Below are 25,134 nucleotides of genomic sequence, written 5' to 3'. Positions count from 1 at the left end.
CGAAAATCGACCTAAATATCAAGTATTATCGCTAAAAAACTATGTCAGTTGGGCACTCAATAATCTTATAATATATAAAATTAAAAAGCAAGTTGTTATTAGCGTTGTTTCCCTATGCCTTAACATCCTCTTTTTGGTATGAACGATATACGTCATGCATATAGTCGTAGAAAAAAGAAGCACCCTCTAATAGGATGCTTCTTTTATAGATTAAGCTTTGTACGATCTGTGAGAGATCATAAAGCTTCTATATTATTCGTGAATTGTAGCAACCGCACCTGCACCTACTGTACGTCCACCTTCACGGATCGCGAAACGAGTTCCTTCTTCGATCGCGATTGGTGCGATAAGTTCAACAGTCATTTCAATGTTGTCCCCAGGCATAACCATTTCTACGCCTTCTGGAAGTTGAATGATGCCTGTTACGTCAGTTGTACGGAAGTAGAACTGTGGACGGTAGTTAGCGAAGAAAGGCGTGTGACGTCCACCTTCGTCTTTACTTAGGACGTAAACTTGCGCAGAGAATTTAGTGTGCGCTTTTACTGTTCCAGGTTGGATAAGTACTTGACCACGTTGTACTTCTTCACGGTCAACACCACGAAGTAGTACCCCAACGTTGTCCCCTGCTTCTGCTTGATCTAGAAGCTTACGGAACATTTCAACTCCAGTACAAGTTGTGTTTTTAGGCTCTTCTTCAAGACCAAGGATCTCTAGAGAGTCACCCACTTTGATGACACCACGTTCAACACGGCCAGTTGCAACTGTTCCACGACCTGTGATTGAGAATACGTCCTCAACAGGCATTAGGAAAGGCTTGTCAGTGTCACGTTCTGGTGTTGGGATGTAAGCGTCAACAGCTTCCATTAGTTCAATGATTCTGTCAGCCCATTCGCTAGAAGGATCTTCTAGTGCTTGAAGTGCAGAACCTTTGATGACTGGTACGTCGTCTCCAGGGAAGTCGTACTCAGAAAGAAGGTCACGTACTTCCATTTCAACAAGCTCTAGTAGTTCTTCGTCGTCTACCATGTCACACTTGTTTAAGAATGTCACGATAGAAGGTACCCCTACCTGACGAGAAAGTAGGATGTGCTCACGAGTCTGAGGCATTGGGCCGTCAGCTGCAGACACAACGAGGATTGCACCATCCATTTGTGCAGCACCAGTGATCATGTTTTTAACGTAGTCAGCGTGTCCTGGGCAGTCAACGTGAGCATAGTGACGGTTGTCAGTTTCATACTCTACGTGTGCAGTGGAAATCGTGATTCCACGTTCACGCTCTTCTGGTGCACCATCGATAGAGTCGTAAGCTCTTGCTTCTCCCCCACCTTTGGTGGATAGTACAGTTGTAATGGCAGCAGTTAATGTTGTTTTACCATGGTCAACGTGACCAATCGTACCAATGTTAGCATGCGGTTTCGTACGTTCGTACTTTTCTTTACTCATTATTGATTTCCTCCTTGTTTTAAGAGAATAATTATAATTTTTATTTAAGACTAGGGTTGGGCTATCCCATCATGGATATCAACCAACCTTAGCTTATAACAAGACAATTCAAAAGACAATCATTTATACAAATTATTCGTTGCCTTTTGCTACTTCTTCTGTAATAGATTTAGGCGCTTCTTCGAAGTGGCTAAAATGCATGGAGTATGTTCCACGACCTTGTGTGCTAGAACGTAGCGTTGTTGCGTATCCGAACATCTCAGATAGTGGCACAAACGAACGGATAACTTGCGCATTACCACGAGCATCCATACCTTCTACACGTCCACGACGAGCATTAACATGCCCCATTGCATCACCCATGTGTTCTTCTGGAACAACGATTTCTACTTTCATAATCGGTTCTAGAAGCGCAGGGTCACACTTGGATTTAGCTTCTTTAAGTGCCATGGAACCGGCAATCTTAAAGGCCATCTCACTGGAGTCAACGTCGTGGTAGCTTCCATCAAATAATGTCGCCTTCATGTCGATGACTTCATAGCCTGCTATGAGGCCGTTCTGCATCGCTTCTTCGATCCCTTGTTGTACTGATGGAATGTACTCTCTTGGTACAGCCCCACCCACAATTTTGTTTTCGAATTCAAAGCCGCTACCTGCCTCAAGTGGTTCAAATTCAACCCATACGTGTCCGTATTGTCCACGACCACCGGATTGACGTACGAATTTACCTTCAACCTTAGCCGCTTGACGAATCGTTTCTTTGTAAGCAACCTGAGGTGCCCCTACGTTCGCTTCAACTTTGAATTCACGTTTCAAGCGGTCAACGATGATATCGAGGTGAAGCTCACCCATACCAGCGATGATCGTTTGTCCTGTTTCATCGTCAGTCTCAGTACGGAACGTTGGGTCTTCTTCTGCAAGCTTAGCAAGGGCAATACCCATTTTCTCTTGGTCTGCCTTTGTTTTTGGCTCAATCGCAAGTTTAATAACAGGCTCAGGGAAGGACATAGATTCTAGGATAACAGGGTTTTTCTCATCGCATAGCGTATCCCCTGTAGCCGTATCTTTAAGTCCAACTGCACCTGCAATCTCACCTGCGTGGATCTCAGATATTTCCTCACGAGAGTTGGCGTGCATCTGTAGGATACGACCTACGCGTTCACGCTTCCCTTTTGTTGAGTTTAAGACGTAAGATCCTGATTTGAGTATACCTGAGTAGACGCGGAAGAATGATAACTTACCGACATAAGGGTCAGTCATAATCTTGAATGCTAATGCAGAGAATGGTGCATCGTCACTTGATTCACGAGTCACTTCTTCCTCAGAATCTGGTAAGATTCCTTTGATCGGTGGTACATCTACTGGAGAAGGTAGGTAATCAATGACAGCGTCGATCATTAATTGTACCCCTTTGTTTTTGAAAGCAGAACCACAAAGTACAGGATAGATTTCAACGTCACATGTCCCTTGGCGGAGTGCTGCTTTAATCTCATCCTTAGTGAGTTCTTCTCCTTCAAGATATTTCATCATGAGTTCTTCATCTAGTTCAGCGACTGCCTCCACTAGTTTAGTACGATACTCATCAGCTTGCTCTTTGTATTCATCAGGGATGTCACGAGCCTCTGTACGAGTACCAAGGTCATCAATATAGTAGTAAGCTTGCATTTCTACGAGGTCAATGATCCCTTCAAACTCATCTTCTGCACCAATCGGTAGTTGGACAGCTACGGCGTTCGCTTCAAGACGATCATGTATCGTTTGAACGGAGCCTAAGAAGTCAGCGCCGACTTTATCCATTTTGTTAACAAAGACGATACGTGGTACACCGTAAGTTGTTGCCTGGCGCCAAACAGTTTCGGTTTGGGGCTCAACACCTGATTGTGCATCAAGTAGTGCGACAGCTCCATCTAATACGCGAAGGGAACGCTCAACCTCAACTGTGAAGTCTACGTGTCCAGGCGTGTCGATAATGTTGACACGATGGCCTTTCCACTGAGCAGTTGTGGCAGCAGACGTGATTGTGATACCACGTTCTTGCTCTTGGTCCATCCAGTCCATTTGGGAAGCACCTTCGTGCGTTTCACCAATTTTATGAATACGACCTGTATAGAACAAAATACGTTCTGTTGCCGTTGTTTTACCAGCGTCAATATGAGCCATGATCCCAATATTACGCGTATTTTTTAAGGAGAACTCTCTTGCCATAGGTTATTTTCTCCTTCCGTAAGAAAAATTTTCTATTTGGTTTCTTTTGTGACATGGCTTCTGAGACCATGAAGTCAAGCAATGTGTTATCAAATTACCAACGGTAGTGAGCAAACGCTTTGTTCGCCTCAGCCATTTTATGCACATCTTCGCGCTTCTTCACAGCAGAGCCTGTGTTGTTTGAAGCATCGATGATTTCTGCAGCTAAGCGCTCTTCCATTGTTTTTTCACCACGTAAACGCGCGTAGTTTACTAACCAACGTAGACCTAGTGTCGTACGACGATCAGGACGTACTTCTACTGGTACTTGGTAGTTAGACCCACCTACACGGCGTGCTTTAACTTCAAGTACTGGCATGATGTTCTTAAGCGCTTCGTCAAATACTTCCATAGGTTCTTGCCCTGTACGCTCTTGAATAAGATCAAATGCGTTATATAGAATGCGTTGTGCAACTCCTCTTTTTCCGTCAAGCATGATGCGGTTAATCAGACGAGTGACAAGCTTACTGTTGTATACCGGATCAGGTAATACATCACGGCGAGTTACTGGACCTTTTCTTGGCATGCTTTCCCCTCCTTTACATCTGTTTTCCTATCTATCGATTTTTAGGGTTATCATCCTAAGTAGAGGCCAGCGCTTATGGTAAGCGCTAGCGATAGATTAAAGCTTATTTTTTAGCTTCCTTTGGTCTCTTCGTACCATACTTAGAACGTCCTTGCGCACGGTCTTGAACACCTGCAGTATCAAGCGCACCACGTACAATGTGGTAACGTACCCCTGGTAAGTCTTTTACACGACCACCACGGATAAGCACAACGCTGTGCTCTTGAAGGTTGTGTCCAATCCCCGGAATGTAAGCTGTCACTTCAATTCCGTTTGTTAAACGAACACGCGCATATTTACGTAGCGCTGAGTTTGGTTTCTTAGGCGTCATTGTTCCCACACGCGTACAAACGCCTCGTTTTTGTGGCGCACTGTAGTCCGTGCTTGTTTTCTTGAAGCTGTTGTAACCTTTCTGCAAGGCAGGAGAATTAGACTTCTCTGATCTCGCTACGCGACCTCTTCTTACTAGCTGGTTAATAGTAGGCATTCATCGCACCTCCTTCCAATTTTTCAAGTACACAGATCCAGGTGGTTCGTAAAAAGGCAAAATTGTAGTTTTTGTCAGGAGGGTGTCCGAACAAAAACATATCTGAATAAGAAAGCCGCTCTCACCTTCGCAACTTCCTTACTTTTTAAGAGCCACGGTTGCAGCCCCTACATCAATTCCACACGTTTGACCTAACGTTTTCATGGAATCTACATAGATGGTGCTAACACGGTGTTCCTCGCATATGCGATGGACTTTTGAGACGATGTGTGGATCTGCATCTTTCGCAATAAGCACTTCGTCCACTTCACTTTGTTGAACAGACTTCATTGTCTGTTTCAAACCTATTCTGATTTCCTTTGCCTGCTTTACTTTTTCATAAGACATTTATACATCCTCCAAAGCATTTAGGCATCTAAGCACACTCAGATATAGTATCATTCTCGACACGTTGTGTCAATGACTTCAGGCTAGGATTTTCTTCCTGTATGAAAGGTGAGGGTGCAAAGCACCCTCACACTTTATTTAGTTACCATGATCTCCCGTTTACACGATGACTGTTATTCAGCGATGACCGGGTCTTGAACAACGGATGGGTCCTGGTCACCATCAGTCTCTCCAGGCGTTTCATCCGTATGTCGGACTCCAACTTGGCGGTAACGGTTCATTCCCGTACCAGCTGGTACTAGCTTACCGATAATGACGTTCTCTTTCAAGCCGAGTAATTCGTCACGTTTACCTTTGATGGCAGCATCTGTAAGCACTCTTGTTGTCTCTTGGAAGGATGCTGCAGATAAGAAGGAGTCTGTTTCAAGTGAAGCTTTAGTGATACCGAGCAAGACAGGACGAGCTGTTGCAGGTACGCCACCTTGTTGTAATACTTTGTGGTTGGCGACTTCGTAATCATAGATATCAATGTAAGAGCCTGGGAGCAGGTCGGTATCTCCCGCGTCCATGACACGAATCTTACGCAACATTTGACGTACCATCACTTCGACGTGTTTGTCTCCAATTTCTACCCCTTGCATACGGTATACCTTCTGTACCTCTTTTAACAGATACTCTTGTACGCCGTGCATGCCTTGAACCTTGAGTAGTTCTTTTGGATCCACGGAACCTTCTGTGAGTTCTTGCCCAGCTATTACATCGTCACCCTCACTTACTTTTAAGCGTGCGCCATATGGGGCAGTGTAATTGCGTGTTTCCACGTCGCCTTGAACAACAATCTCGCGTCGATCTTTGACTTCGCGGACCTCCACCACTTTACCCTCTAACTCAGAGATAACCGCTTGCCCTTTTGGATTCCTGGCTTCGAATATCTCTTGGATACGTGGCAGACCCTGTGTGATATCGTCTCCTGCAACCCCACCTGTGTGGAAGGTACGCATTGTAAGCTGAGTACCCGGTTCACCAATGGATTGGGCCGCGATGATACCAACAGACTCACCGATTTCAACTTGGTTACCTGTCGCAAGGTTGCGCCCGTAACATCTTTGACATGCACCATGACGCGTACGGCATGTGAAGACGGAACGGATTTTGACTTGTTCGACCCCTGCTTCAACGATAACTGTGGCGATATCTTCAGTGATTAATTCGTTCGGTCTTATAAGCACTTCGCCTGTCTCCGGATGTTTCACCGTTTCAAAAGCAAGACGTCCTACTAGACGATCATGGATGCCTTCAATAATCTCTCTTCCATCACGTATAGCTGATACGTCTAAGCCTCTGTCCGTACCACAGTCATCTTCTCGAATGATGACGTCTTGAGCCACGTCAACTAGACGACGTGTGAGGTAACCTGAGTCGGCCGTCTTCAAGGCTGTATCCGCTAGACCTTTACGTGCACCGTGTGTAGAGATAAAGTACTCGAGTACCGTTAGCCCTTCACGGAAACTAGATGTAATCGGGATTTCAATGATACGACCTGACGGATTGGCCATTAACCCACGCATACCCGCAAGCTGCGTAAAGTTTGAGTCGTTACCACGAGCACCAGAGTTAGACATCATAAAGATCGGGTTCAGTGGATCGAGTGATTTTTTTAGTTTCTCTTGGATGACATCTTTCGCTTTACTCCAGATAGAGATGACGCGGTCATATCGTTCATCCTCTGTTATGAGACCTCGGCGGTATTGCTTCAAGATCACTTCGACGTCTTTTTCTGCTTGCTCCAGAATCTCTTTTTTCTCTTCAAGCACAACGATATCGGCCACACCAACGGTAATCCCTGCTTTCGTGGAGTAAGCAAAGCCTAAATCTTTCATGCGGTCAAGCATTTTGGATGTCTCTGTAATCTGGAATCGTTTGAAGCACTCTGCAATGACATCGCCTAAGAAACCTTTCTTAAATGGATCCACTTGCGGCATCTTAGAGATAAACTCTTTAACGTCAGTCCCTTTATCATAAATGAAATATTTCTCGGGTGTAGCCACCTCAAGGTTATATTTCGTTGGTTCATTGATATACGGGAAGGACTCTGGCAGGATTTCATTAAAGATAATTTTCCCTACCGTTGACACAACCAGTGCGTTATTTTGTTCTTCTGTAAAGTACGTTTTATTTAATGAGTTACCGCGAATGGCTACTCTTGTATGCAGATGGACATAACCATTTTGATAAGCCGAGATAGCTTCTGCTGAGTTGTTAAAGATACTGCCTTCTCCCACCGCACCTGGTCTTTCTAGGGTGATGTAGTAGTTACCTAGAACCATATCCTGTGACGGCGTTACGACCGGTTTACCATCCTTAGGGTTCAGGATGTTCTGAGCTGCGAGCATCAGTACGCGCGCTTCTGCTTGCGCTTCTGCAGATAACGGCACGTGTACGGCCATTTGGTCACCGTCAAAGTCGGCGTTATATGCTGTACAAACGAGTGGGTGAAGCTTAATGGCACGCCCTTCAACAAGAGTAGGTTCAAATGCCTGAATCCCTAGACGGTGAAGTGTAGGCGCACGGTTAAGCAGGACAGGGTGCTCTTTGATCACTTCTTCTAGAACGTCCCATACCTCTGGATTCACGCGCTCGACTTTACGCTTGGCACTCTTGATGTTATGTGCAATGCCTTTAGAGACAAGCTCTTTCATCACAAACGGCTTAAATAGTTCTAGTGCCATTTCTTTTGGTAGACCACATTGGTACATCTTCAAGTGAGGACCTACAACGATAACGGAACGTCCGGAGTAGTCCACACGCTTACCGAGAAGGTTTTGACGGAAGCGACCTTGTTTCCCTTTTAGCATATGACTGAGAGATTTCAACGGACGGTTACCCGGTCCCGTTACTGGACGGCCTCTACGCCCGTTATCTATTAATGCGTCAACCGCTTCCTGAAGCATTCTCTTTTCGTTTTGCACGATGATCTCAGGCGCTCCGAGATCTAATAGACGCTTTAATCGATTGTTTCGGTTGATCACACGACGGTATAAATCGTTAAGGTCAGAAGTGGCAAAACGCCCCCCGTCTAACTGCACCATCGGCCTTAGTTCAGGCGGGATGACGGGGAGTACCTCTAAAATCATCCATGATGGATCGTTACCTGAGTTTCTAAATGCTTCTAAAACTTCTAATCGTTTAATTGCTCTATTGCGTCGTTGGCCTTGGGCTGTTTTGAGCTCTTCCTTAAGCATATTAACTTCTTTGTCAACGTCAAGGTCAAGCAGTAGTGATTTGATCGCTTCAGCCCCCATGGCCGCTTTAAAGGTGGTACCGTATTTCTCTCGATAGCTACGATACTCTTTTTCAGAAAGAAGCTGCTTCTTCTCTAGTGGTGTTTCTCCAGGGTCTACAACGACATAAGAAGCAAAGTAGATGACTTCCTCTAAAGAACGCGGACTCATATCCAAGCTAAGGCCCATACGACTAGGGATACCTTTGAAGTACCAGATGTGAGATACAGGGGCAGCGAGTTCAATATGCCCCATTCTCTCACGGCGGACCTTCGCTCTTGTCACTTCAACACCACAGCGGTCACAAACGACACCTTTGTAACGGACTCGCTTATACTTCCCGCAGTGACATTCCCAATCCTTAGTGGGTCCGAAAATCTTCTCACAGAAAAGCCCTTCTTTTTCAGGTTTAAGCGTTCGATAGTTAATCGTTTCGGGTTTTTTGACTTCCCCTCTAGACCATGAACGAATCTTGTTTGGCGACGCTAAACCAATTTGCATGTACTCAAAGTTATTTACATCGATCAAGGAGCATACCTCCTATTTTTTTCACATATGATTATTGCTCATTCGCCTCAAGGTTAAGGTTAAGTTTCTCGTTTGATTGTTCTTCTTCTTCGTCAATCTCTCTCATGTCAATCTCTTGTTCATCGGAGGAAAGTACTTTCACATCCATACCTAAGCTTTGGAGTTCTTTAATCAGAACCTTAAAGGACTCAGGTACGCCTGGCTCCGGTACATTTTCTCCTTTTACGATGGATTCATAAGTTTTGACACGGCCCACAACGTCGTCAGATTTCACTGTGAGAATCTCTTGTAGTGTGTATGCCGCACCGTAAGCCTCAAGCGCCCAAACCTCCATCTCACCAAAACGCTGTCCACCAAACTGTGCTTTACCGCCCAGTGGCTGCTGCGTAACAAGAGAGTATGGACCTGTTGAACGAGCGTGGATCTTATCATCAACCATATGTGCTAGCTTAATCATGTACATGATCCCGACAGATACACGATTGTCAAATTGATCTCCTGTTCGACCGTCGAACAAGTTTGATTTACCGTCTCTATCCATGCCTGCTTCTTCGAGCGTATCCCAGATATCTTCCTCTCTAGCGCCATCAAAAACAGGTGTAGCCATGTGTAGACCGAGTTTTCTACCTGCCATTCCTAGGTGTAGCTCCAGCACTTGCCCGATGTTCATTCGAGAAGGTACCCCTAATGGGTTGAGCATGACATCTAGAGGCGTACCGTCTGGTAGGTAAGGCATATCTTCCTCAGGAAGGATACGAGCGATAACACCCTTGTTACCATGTCGACCTGCCATCTTATCCCCTTCGGAAATCTTTCTCTTCTGAGCAATATAGACGCGCACCAATTGGTTAACACCTGGTGGTAATTCGTCTCCGTTTGCTCTCGTAAAGACTTTCACGTCTAGTACGATACCGGAGCCTCCATGTGGTGCTCTGAGTGACGTGTCTCTAACCTCACGCGCTTTTTCTCCAAAGATCGCATGCAGTAGACGTTCTTCAGCTGTGAGTTCCGTTACACCTTTAGGGGTGACTTTACCCACTAGAATGTCTCCGTCATGAATCTCAGCACCGATACGGATAATACCTCTTTCGTCTAAGTTCTTTAGCGCATCTTCCCCGACGTTCGGTATATCGCGAGTGATTTCCTCTGGCCCTAGCTTCGTGTCTCTCGCTTCAGACTCATACTCTTCGATATGAATCGAAGTATAGACATCGTCTTTCACAAGTCTTTCACTTAAGATAATGGCGTCCTCGAAGTTATAACCTTCCCAAGTCATAAATCCGACGAGTACGTTTTGCCCTAGTGCCATTTCACCAACTTCCATTGACGGTCCATCAGCTAGAATCTCGCCTTTGGTCACAACGTCCCCTGCTCTAACAATCGGACGCTGGTTATAGGAAGTTCCTTGGTTAGAGCGTTGATATTTGAGTAAACGATACTTATCAAGAGGGCCTTCGACCGTCTTGCCATCTACTTCTTCTGTACGTCGTACCCAAACTTCCTTTGCAGTTACTCTCTCAACGACCCCTGGATACTTGGCGATCATAGCTGCCCCAGAGTCTTTTGCTGCTTTGTATTCCATTCCTGTTCCTACGATAGGTGAACGTGGTGTTAACAATGGCACCGCCTGACGTTGCATGTTCGCACCCATCAGTGCACGGTTAGAGTCATCGTTTTCCAAGAATGGGATACATGCGGTCGCGACTGATACAACCTGTTTTGGAGAAACGTCCATGTAATCGATGCGGTCTCTTCCTACAGTTAGAATTTCATCCTTGAAACGTGCAACAACCTGTTCATTTTGGAATCGCTTATCTTCATCAAGTTTAGCGTTGGCCTGTGCGATGACATAGTTATCTTCTTCATCTGCTGTTAGGTATTCTATCTCATCCGTTACTTTGTTTGTATCTGGGTCGACTCTTCGGTATGGTGTTTCAATAAAACCGTAGAGGTTCACACGCGCAAAGGATGACAAGGAGTTAATCAGCCCGATATTTGGTCCCTCTGGTGTTTCGATTGGGCACATCCGTCCATAGTGAGAGTGGTGAACGTCACGCACTTCAAACCCGGCCCGTTCACGTGTAAGACCACCTGGCCCTAGTGCTGATAAACGACGCTTATGCGTGAGCTCAGCTAGTGGGTTTGTTTGGTCCATGAATTGGGATAACTGCGAGCTACCGAAGAACTCCTTAATGGATGCAATTACAGGACGTATGTTGATTAGTGCCTGAGGGGTAATCGCGTTTGCATCTTGAATGGACATCCGTTCTCTTACAACACGTTCCATCCTAGACAATCCAATACGGAATTGGTTTTGGAGCAGTTCCCCTACTGAACGCAGACGACGGTTACCTAGGTGGTCAATGTCATCCGTGTTACCCACACCATGCAAGAGATTAATAAAATAGTTAATTGAGGAAATAATATCTGCAGGTGTGATATGCTTAACATCTTTGTCTATTTGTGCGTTTGATATGACTTTAACGACTTCCCCACTCTCTTGATCTAGCGGAGAGAAAATATCAACGCTTTGTAGCCCGATATCATCTTCTAAGACACCTTCAACAGGATGAACATCTTTGAAGTTCATACCTTGTTCTAGTAATGGTATCAATTTATTGAGTAACCTTCTATCAATCTGTTGTCCAGCTTCTGCTAAAATTTCACCCGTTTCAGGGTCTATGAGCGTTTCAGCTAATCTCTGGTTGAACAGACGGTTCTTAATGTGTAGTTTCTTGTTAATTTTGTAGCGCCCAACATTAGCAAGGTCATAACGCTTAGGATCAAAGAAGCGAGATTCCAATAAGCTTTTGGCATTGTCTACTGTTGGTGGTTCACCCGGTCTTAAGCGTTCATATATCTCAATTAAAGCTTTTTCTGTTGAGTCTGTGTTGTCTTTTTCTAATGTATTGCGAATATATTCATCTTCCCCGAATAAGTTTAGGATTTCTTGGTCACTTCCAAATCCTAAAGCCCTCAATAACACTGTAACGGGCAACTTACGGGTACGGTCAATACGCACGTATACAATATCCTTAGCATCCGTCTCTAGCTCTAACCAGGCTCCTCGGTTAGGGATGACAGTTGCATTGAATCCCATTTTCCCGTTCTTATCAATCTTTTTACTAAAGTACACGCTAGGTGAGCGAACAAGCTGACTGACGATGACACGTTCAGCACCATTAATGATAAACGTTCCTGTATCGGTCATCAGTGGGAAGTCTCCCATGAATACTTCTTGCTCTTTTACCTCGCCTGTTTCTTGATTGATGAGGCGTACTTTGACCCTAAGGGGAGCGGCAAAGGTGACATCGCGCTCTTTTGACTCCTCTACAGAGTACTTCGGCTCTCCTAAACTATAATCGATAAATTCTAATACGAGGTTCCCTGTGAAGTCTTCTATTGGAGAGATTTCCTTAAACATCTCTCTTAAACCTTCTTCTAAGAACCAATCGTAGGAAGCCTGTTGAATCTCAATTAAGTTAGGGAGATCCAATACCTCATTGATTCTGGCGTAACTTCTTCTTTGGCGGTAGCGTCCATACTGAACAAGTTTAGCTGCCAAGTCATTCACCCCTCAACGCGAGTATTGTGATATTCATACAAAAAAGAAAAATGGGTTATATGTAAACCTCATTTTTTAAACAATTCCTCTATTATTGTAGATTTTCCGAAAACTATACAATTCATACTTCCTTTTCAGCAGAAAATCCACTTGACAAACCGTGATCAAGCCGTTCTAAAAGAAAAAATTATATTGGCATTTTATAAGGTTATCACAAATCCTATATGCAGTCAATATATTTACAATTTAACCCTTTTTAGCCTGATAGATACGATATCCTTTGTTTTTTGTTACTTCCTGTACTTGACTATAAATCTCTTCTAGTTTTTTTAGAGCAGAAGCTGCCCCTTGTTTCTTTTGAATCACAATCCATAATTCCCCAGTAGGGCTCAAGTAGTCATAACCTTCCTCTAACAATGCATGGACGACTCGTTTCCCTGCTCGAATAGGAGGGTTTGATACGATCATATCGTAATCCCTATCCTGAACGGAATGGAATAAATCACTTTGAAAGATGCTCACATTTGCAATATTGTTCTGGTCAGCATTCTTTTTGCTAAGTAAGACGGCTCGCTCGTTCACATCGACTAATGTGACTTTTCTGCTACTCATTTCTTTGGCTAGAGTCAATCCGATTGTGCCGTACCCACAGCCTATATCGAGGATCTTAGCATCTGCCCCAGCTTCAATATGCTCTACGAGTAGCTTAGAACCGTAATCGACCCCTTTTTTTGAGAAAACACCGCTATCCGTGTATAGTGTTAAAGTTTTGGATCTCAGGTTGACCGAAATCATTTCTTCTGCACTTTTGACCCGCGGATGTTTAGTGTAATAATGGTCAGCCACCATATCACGCCTCCTATTCCAACAGGGAAACAGTTGATTAAGATGACCCGCTGACAAAGGACAGCGGGTCATGGTTGTTAGTGAGTGTAAAAATGGTGTTATTTAAGCTCTATAGTCGCGCCTGCTTCTTCAAGCTTGCTCTTCATTTCTTCCGCTTCTTCTTTTGCTACGCCCTCTTTAAGAGGCTTTGGTGCTTCGTCAACAAGTGCTTTGGCTTCTTTAAGCCCAAGTCCTGTGATTTCACGAACAGCTTTGATGACATTAATCTTAGAAGAGCCAGCGCTCTCAAGTACAACGTCAAATTCAGATTGTTCTTCTGCAGCACCGCCTGCAGCAGCACCACCAGCTACAGCTACAGGAGCAGCAGCAGTTACGCCGAATTCTTCTTCAATTGCTTTTACTAAGTCGTTCAACTCAAGTACTGACATTTCTTTTATCGCTTCAATGATTTGATCTTTAGACATGAGTGAGACCTCCTATTATTATTTTTAATTGATTATTCTTCTTTCTGGTCTGCAACGGCTTGAGTAGCCAATGCAAAGTTGCGCATAGGCGCTTGTAGTACGCTAAGCAACATAGATAGCAATCCATCATGAGATGGTAGCTCTGCGATTTCTTTTAGTTCATCCAATTCTAGTAGTTGCCCTTCTACAACACCCGCTTTAATCTCAAGCTCTTCATTTTCTTTGGCAAAACCAGCAATTACTTTAGCTGGTGCAATCGGATCTTCCTCTGAAAATGCAATAGCTGTAGGCCCTACTAAGAATTGATCAAGTTCAGTCCAGTCCGTTTCTTTCGTTGCACGACGCGCAAGTGTGTTTTTGTAGACTTTAAATTCTACTCCAGCTTCACGTAATTGCTTACGAAGTTCAGTTACTTGCGAAACGTCAAGACCGCGGTAATCTACTAGCAATGTGCTCTTGCTGTCACGAAGCTTTGTTGCAATTGTTTCAACGATTTGTTGTTTTTCTTCACGTACGCCCATTTTTACACCTCCTGCTCAACCATGATCTATACCGTATGTGCATTAAAAAACCTTCGACCGGTAGACAGTCGAAGGCAGTATGATTCAAAAGTCAATTTAAACGTGACTTACTCACATTTATATCAGACATTGAGTCAATACCTCGGAAGGATATTAAGCATGTCGCACCTTCTGTCTACGGTATAAATCCAAATTTAGTTTTCAAAAACAAATACTATCTTATCACTGACTTGATGTCAAGTCAAGATTTCATTATTTACCAGTGAAGACGCCTGTGTTTACTTTGACTCCTGGTCCCATTGTAGAGCTAACAGATACGTTTCTCAAGTAAATACCTTTAGAAGATGCTGGCTTCGCTTTGATCAGTGTGCCAACAATCGCGTCTAGGTTTTCTTGAAGTTGATCCGTGCTGAAGGATACCTTCCCAATCGGTACATGAATGTTACCATTCTTGTCTACACGGTACTCCACTTTACCTGCTTTAATTTCGTTTACTGCTTTCTCTACTTCAAACGTAACGGTACCCGTTTTCGGGTTAGGCATTAAACCTTTAGGTCCTAATACACGACCTAATTTCCCGACTTGAGCCATCATATCAGGTGTTGCTACAACGACGTCAAATTCAAACCAACCTTGGTTGATTTGGTTGATGAGATCCTCGTCACCAACGTAGTCTGCGCCCGCAGCTTCTGCTTCTTTCGCTTTTTCACCTTTGGCAAACACAAGAACGCGTTGTGTTTTCCCTGTTCCATGAGGTAATACGACAGCCCCACGGATTTGTTGATCTGCTTTCTTAGGGTCAACACCTAAGCGTGCAGCAAGTTCGATCGTTTCATCAAACTTAGCCTTCGCTGTTTTTTTAACAAGCTCGATCGCTTCTGATGGATCGTACGCTTTTTCACGATCCACAAGCTTTACAGCTTCTTGATAATTTTTACCTTTTTTCGCCATGATATTTTCCTCCTTTGTGGTCTTAGCGGTTGTACCTCCCACGATGAAGGGGCCCTTAGCTCGGCCCCCTCACATGAAGATCTTTTTATCGATTATCATTAGTCTTCAATAACAATTCCCATGCTGCGCGCTGTTCCTTCTACCATGCGCATGGCAGCTTCAACGTTAGCTGCATTCAGGTCAGGCATTTTTGTTTCTGCAATCTCACGTACTTGATCACGCTTGATTGTAGCCACTTTGTTTGTGTGAGGTTCACCAGAACCAGACTCAATACCAGCAGCTTTCTTAAGTAGAACGGCTGCGGGTGGAGTTTTGGTTACAAATGTAAATGAACGATCTTCAAACACCGTAATTTCTACAGGAATGATTAAACCTGCCTTATCAGCAGTTTGAGCGTTAAATTCTTTACAGAATCCCATGATATTAATCCCCGCTTGACCTAGAGCAGGACCTACAGGTGGAGCTGGATTCGCTTTCCCAGCTGGGATTTGTAACTTTACGATTTTAATGACCTTTTTAGCCACGCGACACACCTCCTTAGTCCGTGATGTGGTTTGCGGGCACTAAGCCCTCCCACTCGTGTACAATAAAAGACTGAACACTCGTCCAGTTTGATTGAAATCTCTATTTAGAGACTAACACAATAAAGTTATCATAGTTTTAAATAACTTTCAAATCTTTTTTGGACTTTTTAATAATGAACTTTTTGGTAAGGACCAGTATGTAACCCTTACACACTTCAAGTCACAAAAAAAGAAGAGGTATGGACGCTGCCTATACCTTCTCTACACTTGTGAAGTCAAGTTCAACGGGCGTTTCTCGACCGAACATATTGACACTTACCTTCACTTTTTGTTTCTCGTCCGAAATTTCTTCAATGGTGCCAACAAAGTCCGTAAACGGCCCTTCTTTTACTTTAACACTCTCATGCAATGTGAAATCGACATTGACGCGAGGTTCTTCGACACCCATTTGTTTTAATAGTGAGTTCACTTCTTCTGGTAATAGGGGAGTTGGCTTAGACCCACCGCCATATGAACCGATGAATCCTGTTACACCAGGCGTATTACGAACAACATACCAAGAGTCATCCGTCATTATCATTTCAACTAACACATAGCCTGGGAACTTCTTTTTCATAACAGTCTTTTTCTTTCCATCTTTGAGCTCCGTCTCTTCATCTTGGGGCACTAGAACGCGAAAGATCTTGTCTGTCATTTTCATCGATTCAACGCGCATTTCTAAATTTGTTTTAACTTTGTTTTCATACCCAGAATAAGTATGAACCACGTACCATCTCTTTTCCATCATGAATAGGACTCTTCGTCCTTCCCCCCTACGGATTTAATTATTATTGAAATACAATGCGTAGCATTTCAGATAGCCCATAATCTATGACTGCGAAGAACAATGCCACCAATGTTACAGTACATAGCACGACTAACGTGTAGCTTGTTAGCTCTTTGCGGTTTGGCCAGCGGACTTTTTTCAACTCTAACCAACCGTCACGAAAAAAGCTAGTTGACTTTTTGAATCCGTTGCCTACTTTAGATAAGAATCCCACAACGCAACACCTCCATGAAAAAAACTCGCGATTTCTCTCTCCGAATATTGATAGCTTAATAGCAAAATAAAACCACGACACTTGCGAGTATCGCGCTTATTTATTTTGTTTCTCTATGAGTGGTATGAGCATTACAGAAATGACAGTGTTTCTTCATTTCAATGCGTTCAGTATTCGTACGCTTGTTTTTTTCTGTCGTATAATTGCGTTGTTTGCATTCTGTACAAGCAAGGGTTACTGTAACACGCATGGCGCACACCTCCTCTTAGTTGGGTTTCTATCTCCACACCATTCATTGTGTACGTTTACGATTTTTAGCAAAAAGAACGCATGGTCACCCAAATACTTTATCATATGGCGAATTGACTGTCAATTCGCATACCAAGAGGAAGGTCAGTCTCATTGTTTCCAATTCATTCCTGCTGCATACATGTATAAAAATACTCGTAAAAAACGATTCAAGTTCAAAGAGTAAAATCGCTTTTTACGAGTATTTATTTCTCTTTTAAAGAGAGACCTCTCGTATCTCCAGATAACGTTCAAGTTTGCGTTTAACACGCTGTAACGCATTATCGATCGACTTGACATGTCGGTCTAAGTCGACCGCAATCTCTTGGTAAGAGCGGCCATCTAAGTACAGCATAAGGACTTCTCTCTCAAGGTCACTCAAAATTTCTCCCATTTTGATTTCTATGTCATCAAATTCTTCCTGATTAATAATGAGTTCCTCTGGGTCAGTGACTCTTGTCCCACAAATCACATCGAGCAAAGTCCGATCAGAATCTTCATCGTAAATCGGCTTATCTAAGGAGACGTAGGAATTAAGGGGAATATGTTTCTGACGCGTTGCCGTCTTAATCGCAGTGATAATTTGCCTTGTGATACATAATTCTGCGAAAGCTTTGAAAGAGGATAGCTTGTCCTCCTTGAAATCACGTATGGCCTTGTAAAGACCAATCATACCTTCTTGTATAATGTCTTCACGGTCTGCGCCGATTAAAAAGTAAGACCTTGCTTTCGCACGGACAAAATTCTTGTACTTGTTAATCAGATGTTCTAAAGCATCTAGATCTCCTTCTTTGACGAATTCGACAACTTCTTCATCTGGTACTTGTTCATAATCAACTTCGCGCACCTCTTGGTAGTCAAGACTCAACTTCATCCCCCCGAACCGGCAACCCAATAGTAACGTCATTATACATGAATTTCCTGAATATCGTCAATCGTCTGCTACTTTTCCCTGCGCCATTTATCAAAAAGTTCTGCCAGTTCATCGCTTAGAGGAAAATGGGATTTTGGTTTTTGTTGATATTTGCTCTCTAGGGTTTGCCCAATGCTCTCTTCCATGTTTCTCAATTCGTTGACGAGCTCTCGAGCCGATTGTCGTAGTGCCCCTTGTCCAAACACAACCCATTGTTCTGTATGATCTGATGTCGCTACTGTAATCCTACGCTGGACACGTTTAATTTCTTGTACGAGCTTTTCTATTCTCTCATCGGCTGTTTCGTTTTCCTTAGTGTAAATAATGTCGATACTTCTTTGTTTTAGCTTACTACCGATCCCTGGCACCATGTGTGCATCGAAAATGATATATACCTTGATCCCTTTATAGCCTTGGTATTCCGCTAGCTTCTCTATGAGCCAATCTCTAGCGTTTCCAAGGTCGTCATCATTTAAAATCCCCATTGATTTAGTCGCCCCGATGATGTTGTAGCCATCAACAATCAGTATATCCTCCAATGTCTCGCCCCCCTAGGTTAAGGGATGCCTGCGGCGATACACTTCGTACATTAATACGGAGGCTGCAACGGAGGCGTTAAGAGAGTTCACTTGTCCGAGTAAAGGGAGTTGCACGGTGAAGTCACATTTTTTTAGTATTAACCGACCGATTCCCTTGCCTTCACTACCGATCACAAGTGCAATGGACATGTCGAAGTTCGCTTGCCGGTAATCTTCTTCTGCTTTCGCGTCCGTTCCGGCGATCCAGACCCCTCTGTCCTTCAATTCATCAATCGTTTGGGCGATGTTGGTCACCCGGACCACTGGAACATATTCAATCGCACCTGCAGAAGACTTAGCGACAGTGGCCGTTAACCCCACTGCCCTGCGTTTAGGGATAATGACACCATGTGCGCCCGTTGCGTCAGCCGTACGCAGGATGGAACCTAGATTATGTGGGTCTTCAATCTCATCTAATATTAAAAAGAATGGTTGTTCACCTTTCTCTTCCGCCCTGCTAAACAGGTCATCTAGCTCTGCATAAGCATAAGCAGCAATAGATGCTAATACACCTTGGTGTGCCATACCTGATGATAGTTGATCTAGCTTCTGTCGAGGCACGTGCTGTACGATGATGTTGTTTTGTTTTGCAAGACGAACAACTTCCTTCATCGCGCCTTGCTGTGATTGCTCAGCTATCCAAATCTTGTTGATTGGGCGTTCAGAGCGCAAAGCTTCTAAAACGGGGTTCTTGCCTGCAATCCATTCTTCACTCATGAATCTCCCTCTTTTCTATCGATTACTTCTAAGGCCTGTACAAATAATGCTTCTAGACGATCCCACTGTTCGTCTAAATATAGATATCCGACTAAGCATTCAAAAGCAGTACTGTATCGATAAGTTTGGACGTCTGTGTTTTTGGGTGTTTGCCCACTTTTGGCATTTCGGCCTCTTTTGACGATGTCCAGTTCCCGTTCTGTTAGCCACTCCTGATTGATGAGTTCTAGAATCGCTTTGGCTTGTGCTTTTGCGGAGACGTAGCTGGTGGCCTTACGGTGTAATGCTTGCGCTTTAGTCCCACCTTTTTGTAGGAGATGCTGCCGAATATAAATTTCGTATACAGCATCTCCCATATAAGCTAAAGCTAGGCCGTTATACTGCGCAGGACTTTTCGGTAGATCTACTGAAAATAGCACGACTTACGCCTCACTTCCTACGCCAACGTACGCCCTGAGGTGTATCTTCCAAGAGGATACCTTGGGCTTGGAGGTCGTCTCTAATCTTATCTGCTCTAGCGAAATCCCGTTCTTTTCTCGCTTGGTTCCGTTCTTCAATTAATTGCTCAATCTCATCGTCTAACAATTCTTGTTCTTCCACCAACTCAAGCCCTAATACTTGCGACAAACTCAACAAGAGCTCAAGGTAAAGTTGTAAATCTCCTTGGTAAGCATCCTGTTCATGGATAGCCGTATTCACTTCTCGCACGAGTTCAAATAAAACACTTAGGGCATCGGCTGTGTTGAAATCATCATCCATAGATGCTTCAAAACGTGCTTTCCATTCGTCGATTTTTTGCTCTATATCATCAGATTGACCGGGTTGTGCTCCAGACTGATGATGCTGCAGGTTGGCCACAGCGGTCTTCAAACGTTCAAATCCGTTCTTGGCTGACTCGAGCAGCTCATCACTAAAGTTAATAGGGCTACGGTAATGACCGTTTAACATAAAGTAGCGTACTACTTGAGGGTCATGCGCGGATAGCACATCATTCACACGTACAAAGTTTCCTAGTGATTTGGACATTTTTTGATTATTAATATTCAACATCGCATTGTGCATCCAATAACGAGCCAAAGGTTGGCCTGTTAAGCCTTCGGTCTGAGCAATTTCATTTTCGTGATGGGGAAAAATAAGGTCAATGCCCCCGCCATGTATATCGATTGTATCTCCTAGATAGGTGCGAATCATGGATGAGCATTCAATATGCCACCCGGGTCTTCCCGGTCCCCACGGGCTATCCCAAGCGACTTCATTCGGCTTACTTTTCTTCCACAGTGTGAAATCAAGTGGGGTTTCTTTCTGCTCGCCTACTTCTATACGAACGCCTTCTTGTAATTCGTTCGTATCCTGATGTGATAACTTTCCATATTCATCATAACGCGTTGTACGATAATACACATCCCCGTTAGACTCGTAAGCGAGGCCTTTATCAATGAGCTGGCTGATAAACGCGATAATCTGTGGGATGTTTTCAGTGACACGTGGATGTGTGTCCGCTTTTTCTACTCCTAACTGTTCAGTATGTTCATGATAAGAATCAATAAACATATCCGCCACTTCTTCGGCACTCTTGCCAAGTTCTAAACCTGCTTCAATGATCCGATCATCTACGTCTGTGAAGTTTTGTACGTATTGAACGTCATACCCGCGATACTCTAGATAGCGACGGACGGTATCAAAGAAAACAGCAGGCCTGGCATTACCGATATGAATATGGTTGTAAACGGTTGGTCCACATACGTACATTTTAACCTTGTTCGGCTCTAATGTCTTGAATTCTTCTTTTGTCCGCGTGAGCGTGTTATAAATTTTTATGGCCATAGGTTTGTTCCTGTCCTTTCTTTAATTCTTCTACTTCTTTCGTTAATCTCTCTATTTCTTTTTCCATGTTACGCAATACGTCGGAGACGGGATCTGGCAGGTTCACGTGGTCTAAATCGTTGAGCACACGGTAGCCCTCCTGCATCACGACTCTCCCAGGTATCCCCACAACGGTTGAGTTGGGAGGGATCTCTCTTAGCACGACGGAGCCCGCCCCTATTTTAGAATTTTTGCCTATGGTAAAGGACCCTAATACTTTCGCCCCCGATGCAATCAAAACGTTGTCCTCGACGGTGGGATGGCGCTTTCCTTTTTCTTTACCCGTTCCACCAAGTGTCACACCCTGATAAATCGTCACGTTGTCCCCTATTTCACACGTTTCTCCAATCACCACACCCATACCATGGTCGATAAAAAGGCCTTTTCCGATCTTGGCACCGGGGTGTATTTCAATACCGGTGATAAAACGACTGAATTGAGATATAAACCGGGCAAGAAAGAAGAAACGTCGCTTGTAGAGAACATGGGCAATACGATGAGCCCAAATAGCGTGTAGACCTGAATATGTGAACACCACTTCAAGGGTGCTTCTTGCCGCGGGATCCCGCTCAAATACAGCAAGGATATCTGATTTTAACGTTTTCCACATTTTCCGCTCTCCTCCTGACTCACTATGGTTATCAAACGATCTTTTTATCGAGCATCGTGATCTGGAGTCATGGTTGAATCTTCATTATTTCACACAAAAAAAGCCGACCCTGTGCCTCGCACAGAGACGGCTTTCCCGCGGTTCCACTCTGCTTAAGTACGTTAGACCATCCTATCGTCTATACGCACTTCCCTTTTATGCAGATAACGGCTGCATCCCGGTGACGTCTACTGTGTCTTCGACGCACTCTTCAGAGGGGCATTCCTGAGCAGTGAATGTAAGCTACTTTCAGCCATCTCTAGGATGGTAGCTCTCTCTGGGACATTTCTGCCTCAGTACTTTTCCTCATCATTAGATTTCAGTTTGTAAGCGTTGTTCTATTGTCTATATCATATCATTAGTATAGGTATATTGGGAAAGCGTCATGCTTTACATTGTTTTATTGAACCATAGTATGATAGTCGTTAACGAGACGTTCCACTCTTTGAAGCACCTTCTCTTGTCCGAGAAGATACAGTGTTTGGATTAAATCACGTCCATGTATTTGCCCCGTCGACATGACTCGGATGGGCATGAACAGCTGTTTGCCTTTATAGCCTGTTTCTTTCTGCACCGCTTTAATCGCAGGCTTGATTTGATCAGGTTCGTACGCCTCTAGTTCACGTAACTGTTGGGCAAAGGCAGCTGCCACTTCCGGTACGTGCTCCCCACGTAATACTTCCTTCGCTTCTTCGTCATAGGTGACATCCGCTTCAAAGAACATAGTCGATAGTTCAACGATTTCAGCGCCATAGTGCATTTGCTCCTGATACAAGGTGATGAGTTGGCTGGCCCAAGTCTTCTGCTCTGGTGTTAAATCTTTTGGAAGTTTGTTCGCTTCTTGTAGATGAGGTAAGGCTAAGGCCACAATGTCCTCTTCATCTAATTGCTTTAAATAGTGGTTGTTCATCCAAGCTAGTTTTTCCGTATCGAAAACGGCCGGACTTTTGGACAAACGCTGCGCTTCAAAAATCTCAATCAGTTGTTCTTTGGAGAATATCTCTTCTTCTCCTTCCGGTGACCAACCTAATAAGGCAATGAAGTTAAACAGTGTTTCTGGTAGGTAACCTAGAGATTCATACTGCTCAATGAATTGAATAATAGACTCGTCGCGCTTACTCAGTTTTTTGCGTTGTTCGTTCACTATGAGGGTCATATGCCCAAATATTGGAGGCTCCCAACCAAACGCTTCATAGATCATCATCTGCCTCGGCGTGTTGGAGATATGGTCATCACCACGTAAAACGTGCGAAATGTTCATGAGATGGTCGTCAATGACAACAGCAAAATTGTAGGTAGGGATGCCATCTTTTTTAACGATGACAAAATCCCCTGTCCCCTCTGATTCAAAGGACACTTCTCCCTTAACCATATCTTGAAAGATATAGGTCCGTCCCTCAGGCACACGAAAACGAATGCTCGCTTGCCTACCTTCAGCTTCAAATGCAGCCTGCTGTTCAGGGGTCAGATCACGGTGCTTGCCAGAGTAACGTGGGGTTTCTCCGCGGGCAATCTGTTCTTCACGTTCTTGTTCTAGCTCTTCTTCCGTGCAATAACATTTATAGGCGAGCCCCCGATCTAGAAGGTCTTGCCAGTACTTTTTGTAAATGTCTAGGCGTTCAATCTGACGGTAAGGGCCGTAACCACCGTCTTTATCAATACTCTCATCCCAGTCGATACCGAGCCATTCGAGGTACTTAAGCTGGTTGTATTCGCCACCCTCAACATTTCGCTTCTGATCCGTGTCTTCAACACGAATAATGAACTTTCCTTGCTGACTGCGAGCGAATAGATAGTTAAACAACGCCGTTCTAGCGTTTCCTATATGTAAATGCCCCGTAGGACTTGGTGCGTACCTGACTCTTACGTCATTTGCCATGACTCATCACCTTTCGTTGTTTGTTTCCGTCATTTATTTAACCTTAATGTATTGTAATCATAAGTTTCCTGTTGGTCAAGAATGGGCTTGATATATGAGGACCACGGCTTGTGCAGCGATCCCCTCTTCTCGACCCGTAAAGCCTAGTTTTTCCGTTGTTGTCGCTTTGATATTGACCTGTTCATGATTAACGCCCAACCCTTTTGCGATCCGTTGTGCGATCTGAGCGATAAAGGGGGCTAACTTCGGCTTTTGGGCCATGATAGTTGCGTCAATATTTCCAAGGGAATACCCTTTATCTTGGGCCATTTTCCATACTTGTTGTAGCAGAATCATAGAATCTGCATCTTTAAAATTGGGATCGGTGTCAGGAAAATGCTTCCCGATATCCCCTTCACCGATGGCACCTAAAATAGCGTCGCTAATGGTGTGTAGAAGTACATCCGCATCTGAGTGGCCGAGCAAGCCTTTATCATGGGGAATGTCTATGCCCCCTAGAATAAGCTTGCGCCCTTTAACTAACTGATGTACATCAAAGCCTTGTCCCACTCTAATATTCATTCACGATTCCCCTCTTGCTTCATTCGTAGTAAAACCTGTGCGTATGTCAGATCTTCTGGTGTCGTCAATTTTATATTATAACGACTTCCCTCGACGATGACCACACGTTTGTCTAAGCGCTCAACTAGCGCCGCATCGTCTGTCATATAAATGTGACGTTCCTTTGCACTCTCATGCCCCTCTTTTAACAAGGAATATCGAAAAGCTTGGGGCGTCTGAACAGCCCATAGCTTTGTACGATCTAACGTTTGGCTGACATGTTGATGTTGATCCGTTTCCTTAATCGTGTCCGTGACAGGAACAGCAAAGATGGCTGCGCCTTCTCGTTGGGCTTCATTCACCACACGGTCAAGGTCTAGTTCATCGATGAAAGGACGTGCACCGTCATGAACCAAAACGATATCTGGGGTTTCCGCTAGTGATGCCATGTGCTTGACGCCTTCGTAAACACTATCTTGCCTCTCATCCCCCCCTGTAATCACATGTATGCCACTTGGTAGCTTGTACTGTGATAATAATGACGTGACCTTGTCCACTTCTCCGTGCCCCACGACAACAACAAATGTCTCTATCATCGTGGTCTGTGTTAACCGTTTTAGAGTATGAACGAGGAGCGGGATGCCGTCCAGTTCAACAAACTGTTTATTATGGCCAAGACCCATACGCTTGCCTTGCCCAGCTGCACAGATAATCGCACCTATTGTACTCACCATTATTCCCTCCTCACCGGGAAATAAAAAAATAATGTCTCTCGTTATAATTCCATTAACACACATTAATAGAACGTATCTGAGAGACATTATACCTTAAGTCTGTATTTCCTTCACTCATGAAGACACT

General features: G+C 44.1%; 24 protein-coding genes and 1 other annotated feature. All 24 genes read right to left on the bottom strand.

Annotated elements, in window-relative coordinates; all coding sequences use genetic code 11:
* Positions 1–252: 252 nt before the first annotated feature.
* The 24 genes from tuf to ispD all read right to left on the bottom strand — a co-directional run bounded on the left by tuf (position 253) and on the right by ispD (position 25,004).
* Positions 253–1,443, bottom strand: a complete 1,191-nt coding sequence (tuf, locus tag JKM87_RS15260) for an elongation factor Tu (RefSeq protein ID WP_202081237.1) — start codon at positions 1,441–1,443, stop codon at positions 253–255.
* Positions 1,444–1,575: 132 nt separating this feature from the next.
* The gene (gene fusA, locus JKM87_RS15255) at positions 1,576–3,648 is read right to left on the bottom strand and encodes an elongation factor G (RefSeq protein WP_202081236.1); all 2,073 of its coding nucleotides are present in this window, start codon (positions 3,646–3,648) and stop codon (positions 1,576–1,578) included.
* Positions 3,649–3,742: 94 nt separating this feature from the next.
* A complete protein-coding gene (gene rpsG / locus JKM87_RS15250) occupies positions 3,743–4,213 on the bottom strand; it encodes a 30S ribosomal protein S7 (protein WP_202081235.1) in 471 nt (156 codons plus the stop codon).
* 103 nt (positions 4,214–4,316) lie between these two features.
* Positions 4,317–4,739 (bottom strand): 30S ribosomal protein S12, encoded by a 423-nt coding sequence (rpsL, locus tag JKM87_RS15245; RefSeq protein WP_202081234.1) that lies wholly within the window; start codon positions 4,737–4,739, stop codon positions 4,317–4,319.
* Between the two features lie 138 nt (positions 4,740–4,877).
* Complete coding sequence (locus JKM87_RS15240) at positions 4,878–5,126, bottom strand: 50S ribosomal protein L7ae-like protein (RefSeq protein ID WP_202081233.1); 249 nt, start codon at positions 5,124–5,126, stop codon at positions 4,878–4,880.
* 173 nt (positions 5,127–5,299) lie between these two features.
* Positions 5,300–8,935: a DNA-directed RNA polymerase subunit beta' gene (gene rpoC, locus JKM87_RS15235; protein WP_202081232.1), complete on the bottom strand. Its 3,636-nt coding sequence runs from the start codon at positions 8,933–8,935 to the stop codon at positions 5,300–5,302.
* A 31-nt stretch (positions 8,936–8,966) separates the two neighbouring features.
* The gene (rpoB, locus tag JKM87_RS15230) at positions 8,967–12,500 is read right to left on the bottom strand and encodes a DNA-directed RNA polymerase subunit beta (RefSeq protein WP_202081231.1); all 3,534 of its coding nucleotides are present in this window, start codon (positions 12,498–12,500) and stop codon (positions 8,967–8,969) included.
* A 246-nt stretch (positions 12,501–12,746) separates the two neighbouring features.
* A complete protein-coding gene (locus JKM87_RS15225) occupies positions 12,747–13,346 on the bottom strand; it encodes a methyltransferase (protein WP_202081230.1) in 600 nt (199 codons plus the stop codon).
* A gap of 98 nt (positions 13,347–13,444) precedes the next feature.
* A complete protein-coding gene (gene rplL / locus JKM87_RS15220; RefSeq protein WP_202081229.1) occupies positions 13,445–13,810 on the bottom strand; it encodes a 50S ribosomal protein L7/L12 in 366 nt (121 codons plus the stop codon).
* Between the two features lie 32 nt (positions 13,811–13,842).
* Complete coding sequence (gene rplJ, locus JKM87_RS15215; protein WP_202081228.1) at positions 13,843–14,331, bottom strand: 50S ribosomal protein L10; 489 nt, start codon at positions 14,329–14,331, stop codon at positions 13,843–13,845.
* Between the two features lie 35 nt (positions 14,332–14,366).
* Positions 14,367–14,530 (bottom strand) — a sequence feature (ribosomal protein L10 leader region).
* A gap of 53 nt (positions 14,531–14,583) precedes the next feature.
* On the bottom strand, positions 14,584–15,282 hold the full coding sequence (gene rplA / locus JKM87_RS15210; protein ID WP_202081227.1) for a 50S ribosomal protein L1: 699 nt from the start codon (positions 15,280–15,282) through the stop codon (positions 14,584–14,586).
* Positions 15,283–15,380: 98 nt separating this feature from the next.
* Entirely contained in the window at positions 15,381–15,806 is a 426-nt protein-coding gene (gene rplK / locus JKM87_RS15205) for a 50S ribosomal protein L11 (RefSeq protein WP_202081226.1), read from the bottom strand.
* A gap of 250 nt (positions 15,807–16,056) precedes the next feature.
* Complete coding sequence (gene nusG / locus JKM87_RS15200; protein ID WP_202081303.1) at positions 16,057–16,590, bottom strand: transcription termination/antitermination protein NusG; 534 nt, start codon at positions 16,588–16,590, stop codon at positions 16,057–16,059.
* Positions 16,591–16,633: 43 nt separating this feature from the next.
* Entirely contained in the window at positions 16,634–16,846 is a 213-nt protein-coding gene (secE, locus tag JKM87_RS15195) for a preprotein translocase subunit SecE (RefSeq protein ID WP_202081225.1), read from the bottom strand.
* Between the two features lie 100 nt (positions 16,847–16,946).
* A complete protein-coding gene (gene rpmG / locus JKM87_RS15190; protein ID WP_202081224.1) occupies positions 16,947–17,096 on the bottom strand; it encodes a 50S ribosomal protein L33 in 150 nt (49 codons plus the stop codon).
* Positions 17,097–17,351: 255 nt separating this feature from the next.
* On the bottom strand, positions 17,352–18,008 hold the full coding sequence (gene sigH, locus JKM87_RS15185; protein WP_202081302.1) for an RNA polymerase sporulation sigma factor SigH: 657 nt from the start codon (positions 18,006–18,008) through the stop codon (positions 17,352–17,354).
* A 68-nt stretch (positions 18,009–18,076) separates the two neighbouring features.
* Positions 18,077–18,586, bottom strand: coding sequence for an NYN domain-containing protein (locus tag JKM87_RS15180; RefSeq protein WP_202081223.1), 510 nt, complete (start codon positions 18,584–18,586; stop codon positions 18,077–18,079).
* Between the two features lie 12 nt (positions 18,587–18,598).
* Entirely contained in the window at positions 18,599–19,342 is a 744-nt protein-coding gene (gene rlmB, locus JKM87_RS15175) for a 23S rRNA (guanosine(2251)-2'-O)-methyltransferase RlmB (RefSeq protein WP_202081222.1), read from the bottom strand.
* Positions 19,339–19,698 (bottom strand): Mini-ribonuclease 3, encoded by a 360-nt coding sequence (locus JKM87_RS15170; protein WP_202081301.1) that lies wholly within the window; start codon positions 19,696–19,698, stop codon positions 19,339–19,341. The genes rlmB and JKM87_RS15170 overlap by 4 nt, the downstream gene beginning before the upstream one ends.
* A gap of 73 nt (positions 19,699–19,771) precedes the next feature.
* Positions 19,772–21,166, bottom strand: coding sequence for a cysteine--tRNA ligase (gene cysS / locus JKM87_RS15165; protein ID WP_202081221.1), 1,395 nt, complete (start codon positions 21,164–21,166; stop codon positions 19,772–19,774).
* Positions 21,147–21,815 (bottom strand): serine O-acetyltransferase EpsC, encoded by a 669-nt coding sequence (epsC, locus tag JKM87_RS15160; RefSeq protein ID WP_202081220.1) that lies wholly within the window; start codon positions 21,813–21,815, stop codon positions 21,147–21,149. Before epsC ends, cysS begins: the two co-directional genes overlap by 20 nt.
* A 439-nt stretch (positions 21,816–22,254) precedes the next feature.
* Positions 22,255–23,733 carry a glutamate--tRNA ligase gene (gltX, locus tag JKM87_RS15155; RefSeq protein WP_202081219.1) on the bottom strand — a complete coding sequence of 493 codons (1,479 nt, stop codon included), beginning with the start codon at positions 23,731–23,733 and terminating at the stop codon, positions 22,255–22,257.
* Between the two features lie 75 nt (positions 23,734–23,808).
* Positions 23,809–24,294 carry a 2-C-methyl-D-erythritol 2,4-cyclodiphosphate synthase gene (ispF, locus tag JKM87_RS15150; RefSeq protein WP_202081218.1) on the bottom strand — a complete coding sequence of 162 codons (486 nt, stop codon included), beginning with the start codon at positions 24,292–24,294 and terminating at the stop codon, positions 23,809–23,811.
* The gene (gene ispD / locus JKM87_RS15145) at positions 24,291–25,004 is read right to left on the bottom strand and encodes a 2-C-methyl-D-erythritol 4-phosphate cytidylyltransferase (protein WP_336885193.1); all 714 of its coding nucleotides are present in this window, start codon (positions 25,002–25,004) and stop codon (positions 24,291–24,293) included. Before ispD ends, ispF begins: the two co-directional genes overlap by 4 nt.
* Positions 25,005–25,134 lie beyond the last annotated feature (130 nt).

Source organism: Caldalkalibacillus salinus, from assembly GCF_016745835.1.
In the GTDB taxonomy this organism is placed as follows: Bacteria; Bacillota; Bacilli; order Caldalkalibacillales; family JCM-10596; genus Caldalkalibacillus_A; species Caldalkalibacillus_A salinus.
The sequence above is the reverse complement of the archived record's forward strand: the minus strand, read 5'-3'. Positions and strand labels throughout refer to the sequence as shown.